Source organism: Streptomyces sp. NPDC029014, assembly GCF_055564695.1.
Genome location: NZ_JBVHVT010000048.1, coordinates 23643 through 44269, shown reverse-complemented (window position 1 = coordinate 44269; position 20627 = coordinate 23643). Strand labels below are relative to the sequence as shown.

The window sequence follows — 20627 nt, the reverse complement described above, 5'->3', positions numbered from 1 at the left end:
TTCGGGCTTGCGCTTTCCGTTGCGGCAACTTCTACGGTCATGTGTGTGGCCGGAGAGACCGGCCCGGCGAGGGAGGCACCGGCAATGGCCTGGTCGATCGCGGAGGTGGCGCGGATGTCCAAGGTGACGTCGCGGACGCTGCGGCATTACGACGAGATCGGCCTGCTGCCGCCGGCATGGATCGGGAGCAACGGGCACCGCTACTACGAGGAGGCCGATCTGCTGCGGTTGCAGCAGATCCTGCTGATGCGGGAACTCGACCTGGGGCTGCGCGAGATCCAGGCGGTCCTGGACACCCGGCTCGACCAGGTGGCCGTGCTCCGTGAGCACCACCAACGGCTGCTCGCGGAACGGGACCGGCTGGAGACGCTGGCCCGTACGGTCGGCCGCACCATCGCCGAACTGGAAGAAGGTGAGGACAAGGACCACATGACGAAGATCAACAAGCCGGAGAACCTGTTCGAGGGGTTCCAGCCGTCCTCCGAGGCCGAGGCCGAGGTACGGGAGCGGTGGCCGCAGGCGTGGGAGCAGTCCCGGCAGGCCGTCGAGGCGATGACCTCCGAGGACACGGAGCGCTGGCAGCGTGAGGTGACGGCGCAGATGATCCGTATGGCGGAGTTCATGGTGGCCGGCACGCCGGTGTCCGACCCTGCGGTACAGGCCGAGGTGGACGCCAACTACCAGGGCGTCTGCCGGTTCTGGACCCCGACCGCGGCCGCGTACAAGGGAGTGGGCCAGACCTATGTCGACGACCCGCAGATGCGGGCCAACTTCGACAAGATCGCCGACGGTCTCGCCGTCTACCAGCGCGATGCGATGACCGTCTACGCCGATGCCCGGCTGAGCTGAGCGCACGCGACCAAAGGCTGTTCGGCGGGTCACGAGCGCGGCCGGAGGCGAACGGCTGCGACGGCAGTACGCCCTGTCGCCGCTGGGGTGATCAGGCCGGGTGCGCGGGTGACCGCCACCCGGCCGTGAGGCGCGAACGCGGCTCGACGACCGGCATGGACCGGCCGAGAGCCTCGTCGTGGCGATGCTGAGTGGGCGGGGTAGGTTTCCTTGGAATGCGCGGCCGACGCCTTCGAGCCCCGGCGGCATGCTGATGGGCCCGGCAGGTCGTCGCGTCAATGCCGACCATGGTCCAGTCGATACGTTCCTCGGCGTCGGCGTCGGTCTGGACGGCACGCAGGACGTTCTCCCAGGTGTCGTCCGCCGACCAGCGTCGATGCCGGTCGTTATCCGGGCGTTTCGTGTTTCAGCGGGGCAGCGAGTTCGGCGGTGCGACGAGCCGAGCCCGTTCGTACAGTTCGCGCGCCGCGCGATTCTTCAGATACGGACGAATGCGGCTGTACATGGCGGCGACACTCCGGTCGCACTGGCCGGACTGAACGAGTGGGTACATCTCCAATGTCCGCCCCCACGTTTCACAGGCCGCCTCCAAGTGTCCGACCTCCAGTTGCCGTTCGGCCAGTACGGACAGATAGCGAATGCTCGTCCGCCTGAACGTGCCGGGGCGTAGCCGGTCCGATTCTCCGAGCGACTCGATGGAGCCCGCCACGTCGCCCAGTTCGTAACGGACCTGTCCCACGTGATACGCCAGCGAGGAAGGGCTGTAGGACCCGAACGTCTTGTACTGTGACTCGGCCTTGTCCATGGCGACTTCGGCTTCTCTCATGCGCTGCAGGGCGCAGACGCCTATCACCCTCTTGAGCCGCCGCGTGCGCCTGCTGTCCGGTGAGGAACGCTCGTATTCTGGGACCGGCCTGCGGGGAAGCGGAAGCGGCAGCATCAGCAAGTCTCAGCGCCATTCCGTGTACGCCCTCATCGACGGCCATGTACCCCGTGAGGTACAAGAGGTCAGACGCAGCGGCCATCATGGCCTTACGGACCTCGTCCGGAGCGTCAGCGGACAGATACGGGGCAACGGTGTTGACGAGATAGGCGGCAGCCATCGGACGGGCCGTCCGTCCGCCGAATTGGTCGTCAATGTCCGAGAGGCGCTCCGTCATGACGATGACCGACTGAACGTCGGACATCCCGATGCGCCGGGCCTCGCCTTTTCGGACGGCATCCATTCGACCGACCACGTCAGGCCAATTGGGTACGGTGAGGGCAACGGCGAACAGGCCTACTCCGAGCACGCTACGGCGCGAAGGGTCCGTGTCCTGCCTCCCCAGGTCCAGCAATCCTTCCACCGTACCGGGGAGCAGGCAGGACTCCTCGGAGGAAGGTGTCGGGAAACCCGCCTCACTGTTCGTGATGGGGCGGCCCGATTTCCTGGCCAGCGCTTCCAGGATCAGCGGCCGCACGTCGTCTTTGGGCATGTGCCCCTTGAGCCACTGGTGCACCGATGGTTCAGGGTACTTGAGGGGTTTTCCTCGCCCGGTTCCCAGCTGAGTGAGCACGCCGGACGGCCGGGGTCGCCGAGGTAGACGAGGGGACAGCGGGAATGACCAGGACGACCGCGGACACGGACGCACGTAGGGACGAGTACATGACGTTCGCGCCGGCCGGTGAGACGTGCCCCGAGTGCAACGAGCCGATCGGAGGCCTTGAGCCTTGCCGACGGGGAACCGTGGAACGGCAGTCCGGCCCGCCCACGGTCGTCTACCGGCACCGCGAGTGCGCCAGGAAATACCGGCGGACCGCGTGACCCCTGTGAAGCTCGCAGACAGCCCGTACGGCCTGTTTCCGATCCGGAACGGCCGACCCTCGGAGGTCGGACCGCTTGGGATCCCGCCCCTCCCGTGCTGGAAGCCGACACGCGCGATGGGGGGGTGCACGACGGTGCGCGGACCGCTTCCCCGAGGTTCGTCACGTCACGTCACGTCGCGTACACGTCCGCCGAGTGGGCCGACCTGACGGCCGCCGTCAAGGCCGGAGAGTACGACCTGAGCACGTGAGAGCAGGCCCAGTGACGAAGTGCCCCCGCTGTGACGCCGAGTGGGCCGTCGACCCCGAGAACGGGTCGCCGGGGTGCGCGCGGTGCGGGGAGTTCTCCGGCCTCTCGCTGCCCGGCTGCCCGGGCTTGTGGTGGTGGCGCAACGCTGCCACTCGTCGCCCGGTCCGGCGGCGCGAGCACTGAGCGGGACCACTCCGCAACGACCCCGGCCGTGGACCCTCCCCGGATGCACGGGCGGGGCTTCCTGCTGGTCGGACCCGCCCCGTGTTCCGTCCGAGGCGCGGCTCTCCTGCAACAGAGTGACGACGCCCTTGATGTCCTGATGCTGTCGGGGGACGGGGAGCCGAGGGGCGACCCGAGGACAGCGGCCCCGGGGTACCGGACGGAGAGCGGTCCGTGACGCCCCGCCGCACGCCGGGAGAACGCAAAGCCCTCCCGGCGGCCGCCCGGATCTGCTGGAATGACCTTCAGGACACATCGCGCGGGGGGCACGGGGGCATGACGGGGACGGGCACGGGGACCGGCTTCGGGCATGCCCTCGGACTGTCGCGCGCGCTCACCGGCCTGCCGGTGGCTCCGCTGGTGGAGCGGTACGGGGAACTCGCCGCCGCGCAACAGGGGCTCGGTCTCGGCCACTTGGGAGAGTTACTGGTCCCGCCCGGCGGGCGGCTGCGCGTCCTGGACGGGGTCTTCGCCGTCGAAGGCCCGGGCCGGCGGCGGCACGTGGGGGCGGCGGTGTTGCGCGGGCCGGTCGCGGCGCGCGGCGGGCCCGCTGCCGCGGGGCTCGTGGAACGGCTCGCCGCGCTACAGGAACGGGATCCCGCCGCGCTCCGCCGGATCCTGCTCTACCAGCTGGTGCAGCTGCTGCACGACCACCCCCGCGGGAACCGGCCCGAAACTGCCGCCGCCCTCGGGATCGACCCCGCGGAGGCGGCCGCCCTGGCGCAGGCCGCGGCCGGGCGGGCCCGGCTGGACGCGGCCGGACGGGCCGCCGCCGAGGGGCTGGAGGACGCGTGGGCGCAGGGCCGGATCCGCGCCGCCGCCCTGTGCGCGGCCGCACTGCCGCCGGCGGCCGGGGACCGGCTGCTGACGGACCGGCTCACCGGGATCGCCGCGCGGGTGCGGGACGCGGACGCGCTGCTGGAGGAGGCCCGGGCCCGCGAGGACGTCGGGGACCGGGAGGGGGCCGCGGCCCGCTACGGGCGGGCCGCACGGCTGGCCTGGGACTGCCCCCGCGCGGTCCGCGGCCTGGTCCGCACCCACACCCCGTCCCACGGCCGCCTGACGGCCGCCCTCGCCCCGACGGGGGAGGTCGAGCTCCGGCACCTCCCGCCCGTCGAGGACGAACCCCCGGCTGCGGCCGGGCCCGCCGCACCGGTTGACGGCGCAACGGCCGGGGCTGCCGGACCCGCAGGGGCTGCCGGACCCGCAGGGGCTGCCGGGGTGGGCGGGGCTCCTGAGGTGACCGGGGTCCGTGGCTTGTCCGGGGCTTCGTGGCGGGTCGTCAGGCTGACCCGCGGCGAACCGCTCACCGTTCCGCTGACCCAGATCCCCGGCGACCCGGCGGACGGCCCGGTCACCGACCTGCAGGCCCCGCTGACCCGCGAGGTCCGCTACGTGGCCCTCCCGCGCGGAACCACCGCGGCCGAGCGCGGCGCACCATCGGGCGCCGCTCCCGGTCGCGCGACCACCGCCGCGGCCGACGCCGCTGCCGACGGCGCGGCGGCCGGGGAGGTCGGGGAGGTCGGGCCGTTGGTCAGCGCGGTGCTGCTGGTCGCGCCGGAGGTGGGGGAGCTGGTCCTCGCCGACGGGCGCGCCCGGATCGAGGCCTCCTGGTTACGCCCGGCCGGGGCCGTCGGCGTCGAGGTGACCCTGACCGGGCCCGACGGCCGCACCGTGCCGCACGGGCCCGTGATACCCGGCTTCACGGCGGCCGCAGCCACGGCCGCCCGCGCAGCCTCCGGGAACCCCCGGCCGGGCCGCCCGGCTGCGGCTGCAGGCGCCGCCCACGGCTCCGGCGGCGCGGGGGCGGATCCCGCAGCGCCCGACACGCACCCCGGCGGGGGCGGGAGCGAAGGGGTTCGGGTCGGCGGGCTCGCGGCGGGGCCGTACGCCGTGCGGGTCCGGGCGCGGTACGCCGGGGTCCGGGGGGACGTGTCGTCGGTCGGGGTCGAGCGGGACGTCACCGTGCACGCGTGGCCCGAGGCCGTCGTCGGCCTCGGTGCGCGGGCCCGGGACGGCGGCGGGCTGCGGCTCCACTGGACCGGGGGGGCGGGGGCCGACGTACGGATCGTGCAGTGGCCCGGCGCGGCCCCCGCCGAGGGGACCGAGCTGGCCGCCGACGCGCTGCCGCCGGCACTGCCCTGGGTGGACGCGGCCGGGGCCGCGGACCCGCCGCCCGGCACGCTGGCCACCGTCAGCGCCGTGGCCGTGCTCGGCGAACGCGCCCTGGCCGGGCCGAGCACCGCCGTCGAGGCCCCTCAGCCCGTGGTCGGGCTCGCCGCCCACCGGACCACCGCCGGCCGCGCCCGCATCACCTTCGACTGGCCCGAGGACGCGGGCCGGGTCGTCGTCGCCACCGCCCCCGCGGCCGGCGGCGGTCCCGGCGAACCCGCCGAACACCCCGTCGTGCGCGCCGTGTTCCTGCGCGAGGGACTGGAGCTGCCCGTCGGGCCCGGAGCGGTCCGGATCACCGCGTACGCCGCCCCCCGCAGCTCCCTCGCGACGGTGGCCGCCCCCTTCGGCGACGCCGGTCAGGTGCTGCTGGCCGCCGACGTCGCCATCGCCTACCAGGTGCTGCCCGGGCAGCGGCGGATGCTGCGCCGCGGGCCCTCGGTACTCCGCGTCACCCTGCTCGCCCCCGGCGGCGACCCCGGGACAGGCCTGCCCGACTTCGTCCTCGTGGCCGGCGCCGGCGGGGGCACCGCCCGCCCCCACCGGGCCGCCGAGGGCACCGAACTGTGCCGCGTCACCGGCAGCGAACTCGCCGCCGCCGGGACCGTGGAGCGCGAGATCGCCCCCCACCCGCCCGCCGCCGGCCCGTATGCCGTACGCGGTTTCCTCCTCGGCGGCCGTGCCGCCTCCGTCCGGCTCGACGAGCCCTCCCTCACCTCCCTGGTGGTCCGCTGACATGACCTCCGTCGTCTGCCCCTACTGCTTCGACCGCTCCTCCGCCGCCCGGCTGCCGTTCCGCTGCCAGATGTCCGCGACCGGGGTGCGCGGGGGCAAACCCTGCACCGCCGAACTCGACACCGTGTGGGCCGAGTTCATGGGTCCGAGCGTGCCGCCCGCGCTCACCCTGCGCGGCCCCGTCTTCCCCGGCCCGCGCGGCCTCGCCGGCCGTCTCGGCGTCGGCGGCGCCTCCCGCGCGGACTGCCCCCACTGCGGGGTGTCCACCCCGGTCCGCGTCTGCCTGCGCTGCCACAGCGACTTCCCCAGCGACTACTGCGACCAGGACACCCGGATCATCGCCCTGCTCGGCCCGAAGGCCTCCGGGAAGAGCACGTACGTCTCCGTACTGATCAACGAGCTCCGCAACCGGGTCGGCCGGGCGTACGGAGCCTCGATCACCGCGATGGGCGGCGAGACCCAGCGCCGCGACCGGGAGATGGCCGAGGACCTGTACGACCGGCTGCGGCTGCCCGAGGCGACCAGGCCGGCGGCGCTGGGCTTCAACGACCCGCTGCTGTACCGGCTCAGCCTGCCGCTGCGCCGCCGGCTCCTCGGAGACGGCAGCCGGCACACCGCGCTCGTCTTCTTCGACGCGGCCGGCGAGGACCTCGGCAGCGCCGAGGCCATGGACCGCTACACCCACTACCTGGCCGCCGCCGACGGCATCGTCCTGCTCGTCGACCCGCTGCAGATGCGGGCCGTACGGGACCAGCTGCCCGTGGACTCCGGGCTGCCGCTGCCGACCGTGGAGACCCCGCCGCAGCAGATCGCGGCCGACCTCGCGGCGCAGCTGCGCGCCCACGGCCGGGGCAGCAGCCGGGGCCGGGTCACCACCCCGGTGGCCGTCGCCGTCACCAAGACCGACTCCCTGTTCTCGCTGGTGGGCCCGCACTCCCCGCTGCGGCGCAACGCCGACCACTCGGGCGGTGCGGTGGACGACGAGGACCGACTGGCCGTGCACGAGGAGATGCGCGCCCTGCTCGACAGCTGGGACTCGGGGGCGCTGTTCCGGCAGCTGGAGCGGGACTTCGCGCAGCTGTCGCTGTTCGGGATCTCGGCGCTGGGCTCCCCGCCGCCCGCGGGGTCCCCGTCCGACGCCCCCAAGTCCGGTCCGCAGCCGCTGCGCGTGGAAGACCCGCTGCTGTGGCTGCTGGGGCTGGACGGGCTGCTGCGGCGCGCCCCGGCCGCCAGTGGTGCGGGCGTCGGCATCCGGCGTACGGGATCGGGAGGAGAGGCGTGAACCTCGCGCAACTGCACTACACCTCGGCGCCGCCCGGCCCGGACGGCTCGGGCTTCCGGTTCACCGCGGTCAGCCCGGGCGTGCCGGTGTCGCTGCTGCGGGAGGCCGAGCAGCTGATCGGGTACGAGCCGCCCCGGGACGCCCCGCCGCGCCCGGGCCCGGAGCAACTGCTCGCCTTCCCCCAGGCGTTGAGCCTGAACGTGCTCGCCGACGGCAGCCGGCTGCTGGCCCGCTCCGTGTACACCGGCGCGGACTACAGCGGCCGCTGGGGCAACTTCCACGCCCACGCCGTGCACCTGCCGCAGCCCGCCGGTCCGGACCGGCCGGCCGAGGGACCGCTGCCGATCACCTCCTGGGGCTCCCCGCAGTGGGCCGACGAGAGCCCGCCGGCCGGGGCGCCCCTGCCGCCCCTGGCTTCGGTGCCGGCGCCGGGGCCGCTGGACCGGCGGGCGCTGGCGGAGTTCGTGACCGCCCGCGGGCGCTGGCTCGCCGGTTTCTTCGCGGACGTGCGGCGGCTCGGCGAGGATCCGGCGGCCCCGCAGATCGTCGTGGTGGAGCCGGACAGCGAGGCCGCGGCCCGCTGGATCATGCTGGCCTGCAGCGTGCTGCCGCACCAGCGGGGCCAGTGGCTGACCTTCACCACGTACACCCGCCGGCCTCAGCTCGCCCGGCAGCAGATCGTCGGCGTGCTCCCGGACGACGGGCTCGGCCTGGCCGGGCAGGAGCACCGCTACCGGGTGTACGACGCCGCCCGGGCGGCGGGCCCCGCCCCGGCACCCGACGCCTGGGCTCAGACCGCGGCACGGATCTGGCGGGCAGCGCGGCAGGAGCTGTTCGCGGAGGTCCGGCAGCTGTCCGCGGAGCCGTACGCGGCCGGACCGCTGGCCGCGCTCGCCCTGGCGGCGGGGATCGGCCTGGACCCGGCGGGCCGGGCGGCGGCCGCCGACTGGGCGGCGGAGCACCGGGAGGCGTTGGACGGCGGACGGCTCCAGGCACTGGCCGCAGCCCTGGGCGAGCCCGCGGACAGCAGCTGGGACGGGGCCGGGGACGGAGCCGGACGCGGTGGCGCGGGCGGCGGGGACGCGGAAGCTGCGGCCGCCGAGGCCGCCGCGTGCGGACGGCTGCTGGCGGCGCTGGCCGGATGGGCCCCCGTGGCGGTGACGGAGCCCCTCGCGGCGCTCGCCCTGGCCCGGGCGGTGCGCTCCGGAGGCCCCGCCCCGTCGGCCGGGCTGCTGGGCGGACCGGCCCGGTTGCAGCTCGGCGTGGAGCTGGAGCCGGAGCTGCGGGCGGCGCTGGCCGACCCGCAGCGCGGGCCGGCGGACCGGGTGGGCCTGCTGCGGGTCGGCGGCGAGCTCGGCATCGACACCCACGACGTACTGCCGGAGGTGGCCCGGCACCTGGCGCGGGCGCTGCTCGCCGACCCGGAGGGGACGTACGGCGACCCGGTACGGGACGCGCTGGACGAGCTGCCCGGGCTGCGGGCCCTGGTCCTGGACCGGCTGGACCGGCTCGCGGCGGGGGATCCCGCCGCGGCGGCCCGGGTGTTCGCCCGGACCCCGCTACGGCTGGCGACGGCCGACGCCCTCCCGCACCTGCGGATGTGCGCGCGGGGGGCGGAGCCGGGCGGTGACCGGGTGCGGGCGCTGGCCGACCTGGTGCAGGCGGCCGGGGTCCCGCTGGAGGCGGAGCCGCTGGTGCTGCGGACCGCGATGCGACTGGTGTGGCCCGAGGGGGCGCCGGGTGCGCAGGAGGCCTGGCTGCTGCTCACGGCGACGGGCCCCGGCCCCCACCGGGAGTCCGGCACCTGGGAACTCCTCGCGCTGGCCGCGGTGGACGCCCCGGCCGAGGACCGGGCGGCGGAGGAGCTGGCCCCGGAGCTGCTGCGGCACTTCGCGGCCGAACTCCCGCCCCCGCTGCGGCCGTCGCTGCTGATGCTGGAGCTGGCCCGGAACCTGCGCGCGGGCGCGGCCGGCCCGGGCTGGGTGCGGCAGGCCCTGGACCTGGGGACGCTGAAGCCGTCGCCGGCCGCCCGGGACCACGCCTACGGGGCGGTGGCCGGGCGGCTGCTGGCCGCCGAGGGCCGGCCCGACAGCGAGCTGCGGGCCCTGATCGAGAGCAACGACGCGGTGCTGCTGGCCGCGTACCGGCGGGCCGCGCGCGAGCCGCGGGTCGTGGACCGGCTCCGCCTCGACCCGCACTACGCGGCCGAGTGCTTCGCGACCTGGTCCTCGCAGCCGCAGGGGGGTGCGGTGTGGCAGGAGGCCCGCACGGACCTGCTGGACGGGGTGCTGCGGCCGGTGGTGCGGGGCCTGCCACCGGACGGGCTCGCGGCCCTGGAGGAGGAGCTGGGCCGCCTGGGCGGGCGCTGGGCGCAGGAGTTCCGCGGCTGGCAGCGGCCGGGCGCCTTCGGGCGACTGCGGGACCGCTTCACCGGGGCGGGCCGGGGGGCCGGCCGCGCCACGGGCCGCCGCGCGGCGAAGGGCGGCGGCCGGGGCGGTGCCCCCGCCGATCCGCCGCCCCGCGGCGGCAGCGGCGGGCCCGTCGATCCCGGGCGCCCGGCCGGGCCGCCCGATGCCGCCGACCGGGACCCCGACCGGAACGCCTACCGGCACGCCGGCCGGGACGTCGACGGGAAGGGCGGGCGGCCGTGAGCCCCGAGCTGGGCCTGGAGATCCTCCTGTACGCCTCCGGGGCCATCGGGGTGCTGGTCTGCCTCGGGTACGGCCTGTGGCGGTTCCTGGGCCTGGCGGTACAGGCCGCCGCGTCCGCGTTCGGGCCCCGCACCCCCGGCGCCCCGGACCCGCGGATCACCGCCCCGCAGCCCGGGGCGGAGCCCGCCCACCTGGCCTACTGGGCGCTGCAGATGTGGACCGACGCGGCCGGGGCCGCGCGGGCGGCCGCCGGGCTGGTGTGGTACCTGCTGACCCGGCACTGGCTGGACGAGATGGTGCGGGGCAGGCTGCTGCGCGGGTGCAGCGGCTACACCGGGGAGGAGGCCGAGCACTGGATCGGCCGCCTGGTGCTGCGGCTGATCGCGCCCGGGATGGCGCTGGCGGCGGTGCTGTCCGCGCTGCTGTCCTGGGTGCTGCTGGCCGGGATCGCGGTCGCGTTCGCCGCGCAGCTGGTGCTGGTGACGGCGGTCGTCCTGGTCGGGGTGCTGGCCGGGCGGGGCGCGGACCGGCTGTGGAAGCTGGTCCGCGGCATCCGGATGAAGTGCCCGTACCCCGGCTGCTACCGGCCGTTCCCGCTGGCCGTGTACGTGTGCCCGGGCTGTGGCGCCGCCCACCGCGAGCTGCGGGCCGGCCGGTACGGGGTGGTGCGGCACGTCTGCCGCTGCGGGCGGGCGCTGCCCACGACCGCGCTGGCCGGGCGGAGCGGACTGGCCGCGCGCTGCCCGCACTGCGACCAGGGGCTGCCGCAGGCCGTCGGCACGACGCGGGTGGTGCACCTGCCGTTGGTCGGGGGCACCTCCGCCGGGAAGACGATGCTGCTGGCGGCCGTGCTGGACGGGCTGACGGCCTGGTCGCACCGGTCCCGCCTGACCGTCGACTACGCCTCCCCCGCCGACCGGCACGACGGCACCACCCTCGGCCGGCAGGTGGACACCACCGGCTGGGCGCTGAAGACCCAGGGTGGGCAGCCGCGCGCGCTGATGCTGCTGGTGGGCAAGGGGCGCGGGCGGCTGCGGCGGCAGCGGCTGCTGTACGTGTACGACCCGATGGGCGAGTCCCTGCGGGACGCGGACACCACCCGCCGCCAGCAGTACCTGGCGCACGCCGACGGGGTGCTGCTCGTCACGGACGTGCTGGCCTCGCCCGTGGTACGGCGCTCCCTGCGCGCGGGCGACGGCCAGCTGGCGGTGGCCGCCCGGCCCGCCGACCTGGGCCCGGTGGAGACGTACGCGGGGTTCACCGGGGAGCTCCAGGGCCTGGGCGGCCGGCGCCGGCGCCTGGGCGTGGCGGCGGTGGTGACCAAGCGGGACGTGCTGGACCGGCTGGACTCGCTGCCGCGGCCCGGGGACGGGCCGGTGGACGCCTGGCTGGAGGACATCGGACTGGGCGACCTGGTGCGGTCACTGGGCCACGACTTCGCGGCGGCCCGCTTCTGGGCGGTCAGCGCCCGCGCGGCCACCGGGGCGGGGGCCCTGGAGTCCGAACAACTGCGGGCGGCGGAGCCGGTGCTGTGGCTGCTGGCGCGGACGGGGCTGCGGGTCGGCGGTCCGACCGGCGGACCCGGCGGTCCCGACGGCCCGGCCGGCGGGGGGCGGCCGCCGGGCCGGCAGCGCATCCCGCGGCTGCCCCGACCGCGTGGTTCCGCCGGCCGCGGCACACCGGATCGATCAAGCCTGTGACGAGGGCCGGGGCGACTGGTTAGGGTCGCGGAGAGGAGCAACACCCCATGGTGACACCGCAGATCACGCGGGGCCGGCGGCTGATGCTGGCCCTGCTCGTGGTGGCGGTCGCGTTGACGGCGGCCGCCGCACTGGCGGCGCTCGTGCAGTACGTACCGCAATGGCTTTGGGAGTTGAAGGAGATCAGCAGTGAGTGACATCCCCGGCGGGCCGATGGCGAACCGGCCGGTCCACTTCATCTGGCTGCTCGACTGCTCGTACTCGATGCAGGGCGAGAAGATCGGCCAGCTCAACTACGCGATCAGAGAGGCCGTTCCGGAGATGCGCTCGGTGGCGCAGGACAATCCGGCGGCCCAGCTGCTGCTGCGGACCATGACGTTCTCCACCACCGCGCGCTGGCACCACCAGGACCCGGTGCCGGTGGAGAACTTCACCTGGCAGGACGTCCAGGTCGACGGCATGACCAACCTGGGCGATGCGCTCCAGCTGGTCGCCCGGGAACTGGACACCCCGCCGATGCCGCAGCGCGCGCTCAAGCCGGTCCTCGCCCTCGTCTCCGACGGGGTGCCGACGGACGACTGGAAGGCCGGCCTGCGGGCGGTGGACGCGACCCCGTGGGGGCGCAAGGCCGTCCGGGTGGCCATCGCGATCGGCGCGGACGCGGACCGCACCGTCCTGCAGGAGTTCCTCGGCAATCCGGAGCTCCAGCCGCTCGACGCGAACAGCCCCAAGCAGCTCGCGGCGGCGATCCGCTGGGCGTCGACGGCGGCGGTCAAGGCGGCCTCCCAGCCGGTGGCGGGCGGCGACGGCATGGTCAAGCAGCCGCCGTACGCCCCGCCGGTGCTCGACGACGACGATGACGACGTGTGGTGAGCGGCCCCGTGTCACCCGAGCCGTCACCCGGGCCACCGTCCGAGCCGTGGCCCGAGCCGCCGTCCGAGCCGTGGCCCGGGCCACCGTCCGAGCCGCCGTCCGAGCCGTCACCCGAGCCGTCGTCCGTGTCACGGCCCGTCCCGGCCGTGACGTCGGCGCCGGCGCCGGCGCCGTGGGAGACGCTGCGGCAGAGCGTGCAGGGCGTCAACAAGACCCGCAACCAGGACTACTGCGACGCCCTGGGACGCGGGACCGCCGAGGAGCCGCTGATCCTGGCCGTCGCCGACGGCCACGGGTCGGCGGTGCACGCCCGCAGCCACCTGGGCTCCCGGTTCGCGGTGGACCTCTTCGTCGAGCAGGCCCGGCAGTTCGGTGAACTCGCCCGGCCGCGGGGCGACGAGCGGCCGCCGAGCCTGGCCTGGCTGATGCACTACGCCGAGCACACCTTCCCGCGCCAACTGGTCAGCGCCTGGCGGGAGCGGGTGCTCGGCAACTGGGCGCGGACCAGCTCCCACGAGGAGCCGGGCCTGACCGACGAGGACAAGCTGCTGCTGTACGGGAGCACGCTCGTCGGCGCCGTGCTCACGCCCCGCGTGTTCGCGGCCTGGCAGCTCGGCGACGGCGAGCTGACCGTGGTGGGGGACGACGGGCGGGTGAGCGTGCCGCTGGCCCCCGTGGAGGCCGACCTGGGCGACGAGACGGAATCACTGTGCACCCCGGAGGCCTGGCTGCGGGTCCGGACCCACTGGGCGCCGGTCACGGCCCCCTCCCGGACGCCGCGGCTGGTCGCGGTGTCCACCGACGGGCTGTCCAAGAGCTTCGCCTCGGACCGGGGGTTCCTCCAGTTCATGGCCGGGCTGGACGACCGGCTGTCGGCGGAGGGCGCCGCCACCGTCCGGGCCCTGCTGCCCGCATGGCTGGGCAAGGCCTCGCAGCACTCGGGCGACGACACCACGCTGGTCGCCGCCTGGAACACGGCCGCGGCGGCCGGCAGCGTACCGGAACCGGCGCCGCCGCTGCCGCCACCTCCTCCTCCGACGCCCCCCGCGACGCCCGCCGGGGCGGCGGACGCGGCCGCGACCGCGGGCACGGCCGAAGGCCTGACCGGCTCCGGTCCCGTGGACCACGGCCCCACCGGCTACGGCGGCGTCGCGGACGCCGGCCCCGCGGCGACCGGGCTCGACACGACGACAGACCCGCACGGGAGTGGAACATGAGCGGCATGCTCGACAGCGGTACCCGGCTGACGACCGACGGCGGCCTGGCCGTGGACGTCTTCGACCTGCTCGGCGCAGGAGGCCAGGGCGAGGTCTACCGGGTCCGGACCCCCGCCGGGGACCAGGCCCTCAAGTGGTACTACCCGGCCTGCGCGACACCCGAGCAGGAGGCCATCGTCCGCCAGCTGGTGGGCCGCGGTTTCGACGACGACCGCTTCCTGTGGCCCCTGGACTTCGTGGCCGACGGGCGCGGCGGCTTCGGCTACCTGATGGACATCCGGCCGGACCGGTTCAAGGGCCTGCCGCTGCTGTTCCGGCGGCAGCTGCGCACCTCGACGCGGGCCCTGTTGAAGGCCTGCCTGTACACGGTCGAGGCGTACCAGGCGCTGCACTCGCGGGGGATCGCGTACCGGGACATCTCCTGGGGCAACATCTTCTTCGACCCGGCCACGGGGGACGTGCTGGTCTGCGACAACGACAACGCGGTGGTGGAGGGCGACAGCACCGGCATCTCGGGGACCATGGAGTTCATGGCACCCGAACTGGTGCGCGGCGACCGGGGGGCCACCCCCGGCACGCAGAGCGACCTGCACTCGCTGTCGGTGCTGCTGTTCATGCTGCTGATGAACCACCACCCGCTCAAGGGGCGGCGCGAGCTGGCGATCCACTGCCTGGACGAGGCCGCCGAGCGCAAGCTGTACGGGAAGCAGCCGCTGTTCGTCTTCGACCCGCAGGACCGCTCCAACGCCCCCGACCCGGCCGAGCAGCAGACCGTGCTGGCCACCTGGGCGGCGGCCCCGGACTCACTGCGGGACCTGTTCACGAAGAACTTCACCACGGGCCTGCACGACCCGGCCTCCCGGGTCCGCGAGGGCCAGTGGCGGGACACCCTACGGGCGGTGTACGACGCGGTGGTGGAGTGCGCGCACTGCGGGCGGCAGAACATGACCGAGCCCCGTTCGGCAACTCCGGGGGCCTGCTGGGGCTGCGGGAACACGCTGGTGCTGCCGCCCCGGCTGGTGCTGACCACTCCCCCGCCGCGCACCGAGCACCACATCCTGCTGCACCGGTCTTCGCGGGTGCAGGCGCACCACCTGGCCCCCGAGCCGGTCCGGCACGACTACGGCGACACGACGCTGGTGGCCCAGCTGACCGAACACCCGCAGAAACCGGGCCGGTTCGGGCTGGCCAACCGGTCGGCCGACACGTGGACCGGCACCCGGGCGGACGGCACCACCCAGCGCATCGACCCGGGCCAGACGGTTCCGCTGCGCTCGGGCCTGGAACTGGACTTCGGCGGCGCCCGCGCCGTCGTCCGCGCGAAGTAGCCGCCCCCCCGGGCCGGGGGGCGGGGCGGGGCGTGGCGGGTTCAGCCGCCGGCGACGAGGCGGCCGATCTCCTGGGCCAGGGCGAGGCCGCCGCTGCCCGCACCCAGGCCCAGGGTGATGGTCTCCAGGGAGCGGCGGATCAGCCCCGGCTCGGCGGGACGGCGTTCCTGCGCGGCGCGGTCCAGTTCGCCGCGCAGGACCTCCGCCGCCTCGATCCGGGCCGGGGCGGCGCCCTGGTCGCGGAGCCACTGGGCGAGCTGGGTCGCCAGCCGGAGGGTCTCGGCGGCGCCGTCCTGCTGTCCGACGTTGATGACGCCGTTGTCCCCGAAGTTGGCGGGGCCGTTGATGTTCCCGTTGAAGGTGTAGTTGCCGCCCATGCGGTCCTCCTCGCGCTGTGGGTGTCGGGGGCCGGCTCAGGGGTGCGACGGGCCCTGGGCGGCGCCCGACGGGTGCGCTCCGGCCCCCGCCCCGTGGCCGTTGATGGTGCCGCCGGGGCCGTAGTTGCCGGGGCCGTGGATGTCGCCCTGGAAGTTGTAGGTGTGGGTGTTGATGACCTGCTGCGCCTGGTCGTAGGAGCTGGTGTCGACGTTGTGGTCCTTCAGGAACCGCTCCGTCGCTATCAGCACGCCCTGCTGGAGCCGCTGCAGGAAGTCCTGCGAGTCGGTGCGTTCGGAGAAGCCCAACTGCTTCCAGTCGGAGACCCGTTCGCGGATGCTGTCGACGGCCCCGTAGTCGTACAGCAGGTGCCGCTTGTCGATCTCGCGGCGCCACTTCTCCAGCCCCCTGGCCCGCCGGCGCCGGTCCGCGGACCGGCGCGAGGCCCGCCGGGGCGCACCGAGCAGCAGGGACAGGGTGGCGCCGGTCGCGTACGAGACCAGGCTCCACCAGCGTTCGAACCCGTCCACCGGCAGCTGGTTCACCCGGTCGAAGCGGGCCTGCAGCGGGGGGATCCCGTACGCCGACACCTCCCAGGTGAGGCTCGGGTGCTGGAGCCGGGCCCGCAGGTGCATGGAGACGATGGCCCGGCCGCCCTCGCCGGCGCGCTCCAGGCTCAGATAGGTGCGCATGCCCGCGCCGGACTGGACCAGGCCGGCCTGGACGAGCTGCTTGGGGATCTGGGAGCGGGGCCTGCGCAGCCGGTCCGGGAGCAGTTCGGGGCCGACGTACGGGACGTGGTTGCCGATCACGTACAGCCGGTTGCGGGCCCGCAGTCCCTTGAGGCCGGCGATGTTCTCCATCTCGCGGGCGACGAAGGTGTGCAGGTCGATCGCGTCGAACGGCTTGATGGTCAGCTTGCCGCCGCCGCCCGCCGGGTCATCGGCGGGCCGGCTGACGTCGATGGGCTGCCACACCATCTCTTTCAGCTTCGAGCCGCTGCCGACGAAGGGATTGGTGCGTTCGGCGCTCGCCGTGTACGGGACGACGTTGGCCTTCTTCTGTTCGAGGAGCCGCTGCTCCGCCTCCGGTTCGACGGGCGGCGCGAGGTCGGCGGCCCGCTCGGAGCCGTGCTCGACGGCGAGCGCCGCGCCGCGGGCCCCGCTCTCGGTGCGGTGGACCAGCCACCAGGCGGCCGCGTACCCGAGGACGATCGCCGCGCCGGCGGTGTAGCCGAGCCCGGTCGGGCCGGCGGCGGCCGCGTACAGCAGGGTCGGCACGGCCGCCCACACGCAGACGGCGCATATCCACGTCAGGTACAGGTCGCGGAGGTCGATCCGGCGGACCGCGGCGCGGGCGTGGCGGGCGAGCGCGATCAGGTCGATGCCGAGGGTGAGGCCGATGGCGTTCAGCCGGTCCTCGGTGAGCTCGGTGTCGACGTCGCGGGCGAAGTCCTCGTCGAGGTGGGCGCCCGCGCACAGGTGGCGGGTCACACCGTCGGTCCGGTACTGCGCCAGCGTCGGTAAGCTGCGTGCTGCCATGCGGCCCCTCCCCCGTGGTCTGCCCTCACCCTACGTAAACGGGCCCCGCCTGTCGCCCGGTTGGGTGCGATCAGCGGGTCGTCGTACTCATCCGGGAGCGTGCGCACGCGCGTGCGATCTGAGCATCCGTACTCAGGCCCGGGCCGCGGGCGCCTTGCCATCGTGAGGACATGTTCCTTCAGTCGCACGAACCGCAGCCCCGGGCCGCCGGCATCACCGCCGTCGGCAGCGTGCTGCCCGAGGAGGTCCTGACCTCGGACTCCCTCCAGCAGGAGGTGGCGCGGCGCAGCGGCCTCGCGCTGCCGCCCAGGCTGCTCACGCAGGCCACCGGGATCCGCTCCCGCCGGATCGCCGGCCCCGGCGTGTACGCGTCCACCCTCGCCGTGGGCGCGGCCCGCCGGGCGCTGGACGCCGCCGGGCTCACCGGGCCCGACATCGACCTGCTGCTGTTCGCGTCCGCGTCCCGCGACATGGTCGAGCCGGCCACCGCGCACATCGTGCAGGCGGAGCTGGGGACGCGGGCCCACGCCCTGGACGTCACCAACGCCTGCAACAGCTTCATCAACGGCATCGACCTCGCCCGGGCGATGGTCCTGGCCGGCCGGGCCCGGCGGGCCCTCGTCGTCACCGGCGAGACCCCGAGCCGGGCCGTGCAGTACGCGCCGGGCAGCCCCGCCGAACTCCGCGACGGATTCGCCGGCTACACCTTCGGCGACGCGGGCGCGGCCGTGGTCGTGGAGGCGGTGGAGCGCGGCGGGATCCTCGACGTGGACACCGAGACCCACTCGGAGCACTGGGAGGTCGGGGGCATCCCGGGCGGCGGGTCGCGGCACCCGCGCGGGGACGCGTACACCTACTTCCGCGGTGACGGGCACGAACTGCGGGGCGTGTTCGAGAAGGTGGGCACGGCCGTCATCGACCGGACGCTGCACCGCACCGGCCTGGACTGGGACGGGGTCGCCAAGGTGCTGGTGCACCAGGTCACCGTGCCCTACCTGGAGCGGTTCGCGGAGCTGACCGGGGTGCCGGACGGCAAGCTGGTGGTGACGGTGCCCGAGCTCGGGAACATCGCGAGCGCCAGCATCGGCGTGCAGCTGGACCGGGTGTTCACGGAACTCGCCCCGGGCGAGCGGGTGCTGTGCGTGGGGCTGGGCGGCGGCATCAGCATCATGACGATGGTCTGGGAGAAGTCGTGAGCGGCGGGCACCCGCTGTGGGTGGTGCTGCCCGCCCACCAGGAGGAGGCCCGGCTGCCCGACACCCTCGCCGCGCTCGCCGCGCAGCGGGACCGGGACTTCACGCTGCTGGTCGTCGACAACGCCTCCACCGACCGTACCGGGGACATCGCCCGGGAGTTCGCGGCGGGCGCGCCGTTCCCGGTGCGGGTCCTGGTGGAGCCGGAGAAGGGCGTCGGGTCCGCCGTGGACACCGGCTTCCGGTACGCGATCGGGCAGGGCGCCACCCTCCTGGCCCGGACCGACGCCGACTGCCTCCCCCGGCCCGGCTGGGCGGGGGCCGCGCGGGCGGCGCTGACGGCCCGCCCGGGCCTGGTGTGCGGGCGGATCACCGCCCGGCGCGACGAACACGGCCCGCTCGGCAGGGCCGGGTTCACCGCCCTCGTATCCCTCGCGGCGCTGTTCGGGCGGCTGCGGCCGCAGCACGTGCGGCGCGGCGAGTTCCGGGCCCCGTACCGCATGCACGCCGGGAACAACATGGCCGTCACCGCCGAGCTGTACCTGGCGGTCGGCGGCATGCCGCGCCGGCCGTCGCCCACGGACCGGCTCTTCCTGAACGCCGTACGCCGCCACACCGACCGGATCAGCCGCTGCCGGTCCATGGTCGTGGAGAACTCCACCCGCCGGCTGCGGGCGTACGGGATCCTCGGCACCGCCCGCTGGTACCTCGACCAGGGCAGCGGCCCGCACGGAACGGACGACCCCCGCTGATGCTCGACCGACTCGACCACGCGCTGCGCAGCCGCCCCGAGCGGCCCGCCGTCCTGACCGCCTCCCGCACGGGCGCACCCCGGGTCCGGGCCCGGTGCGGCGAACTCGCCGACCTGGCCGACGCGTACGCCGCCGCCCTGCACGCGCGGGGGCTGCGTCCCGGGGACACCGTCGGCGTCGCCGTCCGGCCCGGGCCGCGCGCCCTGGCCGTGCTGCTGGCCCTGTGGCGGCTCGGGCTGCGCGGGGCCGTCCTCGACCCCGGCGCCGGGCCCGACGTGCTGCGGGCCCGGCTGGCCCTGGCCCGGCCCTCGCTGGTGCTGGCCGACGCGGCCGCGCAGGCCGTCGCCGGGTGGGCCCGGCCGCTGGCCCGCAGGGCCCGGCTCGAACTGCCCGACCTGGCCGGGCTCGGCGGGCCGGTGGCCACCGTCGGGCCGCGGCTACCGGGGTGCGCCCCGACGCTGGACCGGGCCGCGCCGCGGCCGGGGGCCGGGGCGGGGGCCGGGGCCGCGGGGGCCATCGACGCCGACGCCGACGCGGTGATCGTCTTCACCTCGGGGACCACCTCGCAGCCGCGGGCCGTGGTGCACACGCGGGCGAGCCTGGCCGCCGGCATGGAAACGGTGAGCACCCTGTTCACGGGGGCCGGGGAGCCGACGGGGGCCGGGGGGCTCAGGGGGCTCGGGGGCGGCGGGGGGCTCGGGGGCGGCGGGGGGCTCGGGGGCGGCGGGGAGGACCGGCCGGTGCTCGGGGGCACGTTCTTCGTGCTCGTACCCGCGCTCACCCGCGGCGCCCCCGTGGCCCTCCCCGCCCGCTCCCCGCGGGTCCTGGCCCGCCAGCTCCACCGCCTGGAGCCGGCCGACACCTACCTGACGCCACCCCGAATACGCGACGCCCTGGCCGCGGGAGCCCGGTTCCACGGCCGCGTGTGGACCGGCTCGGCCCCGGCCGGCGCCGAACTGCTGGGCCGCGTACGGGAGGCGGGCGCCGAACAGGCCTGGGGGGTGTACGCGCTGACCGAGCTGTTCCCGGCGGCCGCCGTCGAAGCGCGGGAGAAGGCCGCGTACGAGGGCCCCGGCGACCTGGTCGGCGCCCCCCTGCCCGGCGTGGCGGCGAAGACCGACGAGGACGGGCAGCTGCTCCTGTCCGGGCCGGCGGCCCGACACCGCTACCTGGGCGAGGAACCCGACCCGTGGGTGCGGACGGGCGACCGCGCCCGACTGGACGGGACGGGACGCATCGTGCTGGAAGGAAGGACGAAGGACATGGTGCTGCGCCGCGCCGAGAACATCTACCCCGGCCTGTACGAGCCCTCGCTGCACGTGCCGGGCGTGGAGCTGGCCGTGCTCGTCGGCGTCCCGGCCGGCTCAGCCGCGGAGACGGCGGGCGACGAACGGCTCGTGGCCGTCGTCCAACCGCGGCGCGGCGCCACCGAACCGCAGCTGCGGGCCGCACTGGCCGACCCGCTGCGGCGGATGGGCTCCGCCCGCCCCGACGCGGTCGTGTTCGCGGAGGTCCCGCTCGCCGGCCGGTCCCGCAAACCGGACCGCGCGGCGACCGCGGCCCTGGCCGCCACCCGCCTCGGGGCCCGGCGATGACCGCCCCGGCGGCCCGCCCGACACCGGCCGCGGGAGCAGCGGCACACGCGGCCCGACCCCCCGCCGCCACGGCGACGACGGCGTCCCCG

Annotated in this window: 16 protein-coding genes and 1 pseudogene; 13 read left to right on the top strand and 4 right to left on the bottom strand. The window is 75.6% G+C overall.

Translation table 11 applies throughout. The features are described 5' to 3' along the window. Window positions 1-84: 84 nt before the first annotated feature. A complete protein-coding gene (locus tag ACZ4VL_RS25085; RefSeq protein ID WP_468204044.1) occupies window positions 85-849 on the top strand; it encodes a MerR family transcriptional regulator in 765 nt (254 codons plus the stop codon). A gap of 157 nt (window positions 850-1006) precedes the next feature. Here ACZ4VL_RS25085 and ACZ4VL_RS25080 read toward each other — a convergent pair. Together ACZ4VL_RS25080 and ACZ4VL_RS25075 are read right to left on the bottom strand one after the other, a co-directional pair. Next, window positions 1007-1234: pseudogene (locus ACZ4VL_RS25080) on the bottom strand (IS5/IS1182 family transposase); the annotation flags it as partial. A 21-nt stretch (window positions 1235-1255) separates the two neighbouring features. Then, window positions 1256-1654 (bottom strand): tetratricopeptide repeat protein, encoded by a 399-nt coding sequence (locus tag ACZ4VL_RS25075; protein WP_468204041.1) that lies wholly within the window; start codon window positions 1652-1654, stop codon window positions 1256-1258. Window positions 1655-2777: 1123 nt separating this feature from the next. On the opposite strand from ACZ4VL_RS25075, the gene ACZ4VL_RS25070 reads away from it, so the two are divergent. The 9 genes from ACZ4VL_RS25070 to ACZ4VL_RS25030 all read left to right on the top strand — a co-directional run bounded on the left by ACZ4VL_RS25070 (window position 2778) and on the right by ACZ4VL_RS25030 (window position 15082). Continuing rightward, entirely contained in the window at window positions 2778-2903 is a 126-nt protein-coding gene (locus ACZ4VL_RS25070; RefSeq protein ID WP_468204039.1) for a hypothetical protein, read from the top strand. Window positions 2904-3400: 497 nt separating this feature from the next. After that, window positions 3401-6031, top strand: a complete 2631-nt coding sequence (locus ACZ4VL_RS25065) for a hypothetical protein (protein WP_468204038.1) — start codon at window positions 3401-3403, stop codon at window positions 6029-6031. Window position 6032: 1 nt separating this feature from the next. Beyond that, window positions 6033-7313, top strand: a complete 1281-nt coding sequence (locus ACZ4VL_RS25060; protein ID WP_468204036.1) for a TRAFAC clade GTPase domain-containing protein — start codon at window positions 6033-6035, stop codon at window positions 7311-7313. Then, window positions 7310-9964: a GTPase-associated protein 1-related protein gene (locus tag ACZ4VL_RS25055; RefSeq protein WP_468204034.1), complete on the top strand. Its 2655-nt coding sequence runs from the start codon at window positions 7310-7312 to the stop codon at window positions 9962-9964. Before ACZ4VL_RS25060 ends, ACZ4VL_RS25055 begins: the two co-directional genes overlap by 4 nt. Next, on the top strand, window positions 9961-11664 hold the full coding sequence (locus ACZ4VL_RS25050) for a TRAFAC clade GTPase domain-containing protein (protein ID WP_468204032.1): 1704 nt from the start codon (window positions 9961-9963) through the stop codon (window positions 11662-11664). The genes ACZ4VL_RS25055 and ACZ4VL_RS25050 overlap by 4 nt, the downstream gene beginning before the upstream one ends. A 47-nt stretch (window positions 11665-11711) precedes the next feature. Continuing rightward, window positions 11712-11861, top strand: coding sequence for a hypothetical protein (locus tag ACZ4VL_RS25045; protein WP_361089640.1), 150 nt, complete (start codon window positions 11712-11714; stop codon window positions 11859-11861). Window positions 11862-11877: 16 nt separating this feature from the next. Beyond that, entirely contained in the window at window positions 11878-12537 is a 660-nt protein-coding gene (locus ACZ4VL_RS25040) for a vWA domain-containing protein (protein WP_468204079.1), read from the top strand. A gap of 146 nt (window positions 12538-12683) precedes the next feature. Continuing rightward, window positions 12684-13754 (top strand): PP2C family serine/threonine-protein phosphatase, encoded by a 1071-nt coding sequence (locus ACZ4VL_RS25035; RefSeq protein WP_468204030.1) that lies wholly within the window; start codon window positions 12684-12686, stop codon window positions 13752-13754. Beyond that, window positions 13751-15082: a protein kinase domain-containing protein gene (locus ACZ4VL_RS25030; protein WP_468204028.1), complete on the top strand. Its 1332-nt coding sequence runs from the start codon at window positions 13751-13753 to the stop codon at window positions 15080-15082. Before ACZ4VL_RS25035 ends, ACZ4VL_RS25030 begins: the two co-directional genes overlap by 4 nt. A 41-nt stretch (window positions 15083-15123) precedes the next feature. Here the strand turns inward: ACZ4VL_RS25030 and ACZ4VL_RS25025 are convergent, their stop codons facing one another. Continuing rightward, the gene (locus ACZ4VL_RS25025) at window positions 15124-15459 is read right to left on the bottom strand and encodes a hypothetical protein (RefSeq protein ID WP_468204026.1); all 336 of its coding nucleotides are present in this window, start codon (window positions 15457-15459) and stop codon (window positions 15124-15126) included. 36 nt (window positions 15460-15495) lie between these two features. Then, window positions 15496-16998 (bottom strand): hypothetical protein, encoded by a 1503-nt coding sequence (locus ACZ4VL_RS25020; RefSeq protein ID WP_468204025.1) that lies wholly within the window; start codon window positions 16996-16998, stop codon window positions 15496-15498. 170 nt (window positions 16999-17168) lie between these two features. On the opposite strand from ACZ4VL_RS25020, the gene ACZ4VL_RS25015 reads away from it, so the two are divergent. From ACZ4VL_RS25015 to ACZ4VL_RS25005, 3 genes are read left to right on the top strand one after another with little or no spacing between them, the layout of a single operon-like run. Further along, window positions 17169-18194 (top strand): 3-oxoacyl-ACP synthase III family protein, encoded by a 1026-nt coding sequence (locus tag ACZ4VL_RS25015; RefSeq protein ID WP_468204023.1) that lies wholly within the window; start codon window positions 17169-17171, stop codon window positions 18192-18194. Further along, window positions 18191-18943: a glycosyltransferase family 2 protein gene (locus tag ACZ4VL_RS25010; protein WP_468204020.1), complete on the top strand. Its 753-nt coding sequence runs from the start codon at window positions 18191-18193 to the stop codon at window positions 18941-18943. The genes ACZ4VL_RS25015 and ACZ4VL_RS25010 overlap by 4 nt, the downstream gene beginning before the upstream one ends. After that, on the top strand, window positions 18943-20538 hold the full coding sequence (locus ACZ4VL_RS25005) for an AMP-binding protein (protein WP_468204016.1): 1596 nt from the start codon (window positions 18943-18945) through the stop codon (window positions 20536-20538). Before ACZ4VL_RS25010 ends, ACZ4VL_RS25005 begins: the two co-directional genes overlap by 1 nt. The last annotated feature ends 89 nt before the right edge of the window (window positions 20539-20627 follow it).

Excerpts from the sequence above, each read along its gene's own strand:
- ACZ4VL_RS25085 (WP_468204044.1), top strand. The coding sequence starts at position 85 with ATGGCCTGGTCGATCGCGGAGGTGGCGCGGATGTCCAAGGTGACGTCG.
- ACZ4VL_RS25075 (WP_468204041.1), bottom strand. The coding sequence starts at position 1,654 with ATGGACAAGGCCGAGTCACAGTACAAGACGTTCGGGTCCTACAGCCCT.
- ACZ4VL_RS25065 (WP_468204038.1), top strand. The coding sequence starts at position 3,401 with ATGACGGGGACGGGCACGGGGACCGGCTTCGGGCATGCCCTCGGACTG.
- ACZ4VL_RS25060 (WP_468204036.1), top strand. The coding sequence starts at position 6,033 with ATGACCTCCGTCGTCTGCCCCTACTGCTTCGACCGCTCCTCCGCCGCC.
- ACZ4VL_RS25045 (WP_361089640.1), top strand. The coding sequence starts at position 11,712 with ATGGTGACACCGCAGATCACGCGGGGCCGGCGGCTGATGCTGGCCCTG.
- ACZ4VL_RS25040 (WP_468204079.1), top strand. The coding sequence starts at position 11,878 with ATGGCGAACCGGCCGGTCCACTTCATCTGGCTGCTCGACTGCTCGTAC.
- ACZ4VL_RS25030 (WP_468204028.1), top strand. The coding sequence starts at position 13,751 with ATGAGCGGCATGCTCGACAGCGGTACCCGGCTGACGACCGACGGCGGC.
- ACZ4VL_RS25025 (WP_468204026.1), bottom strand. The coding sequence starts at position 15,459 with ATGGGCGGCAACTACACCTTCAACGGGAACATCAACGGCCCCGCCAAC.
- ACZ4VL_RS25020 (WP_468204025.1), bottom strand. The coding sequence starts at position 16,998 with ATGGCAGCACGCAGCTTACCGACGCTGGCGCAGTACCGGACCGACGGT.
- ACZ4VL_RS25015 (WP_468204023.1), top strand. The coding sequence starts at position 17,169 with ATGTTCCTTCAGTCGCACGAACCGCAGCCCCGGGCCGCCGGCATCACC.
- ACZ4VL_RS25005 (WP_468204016.1), top strand. The coding sequence starts at position 18,943 with ATGCTCGACCGACTCGACCACGCGCTGCGCAGCCGCCCCGAGCGGCCC.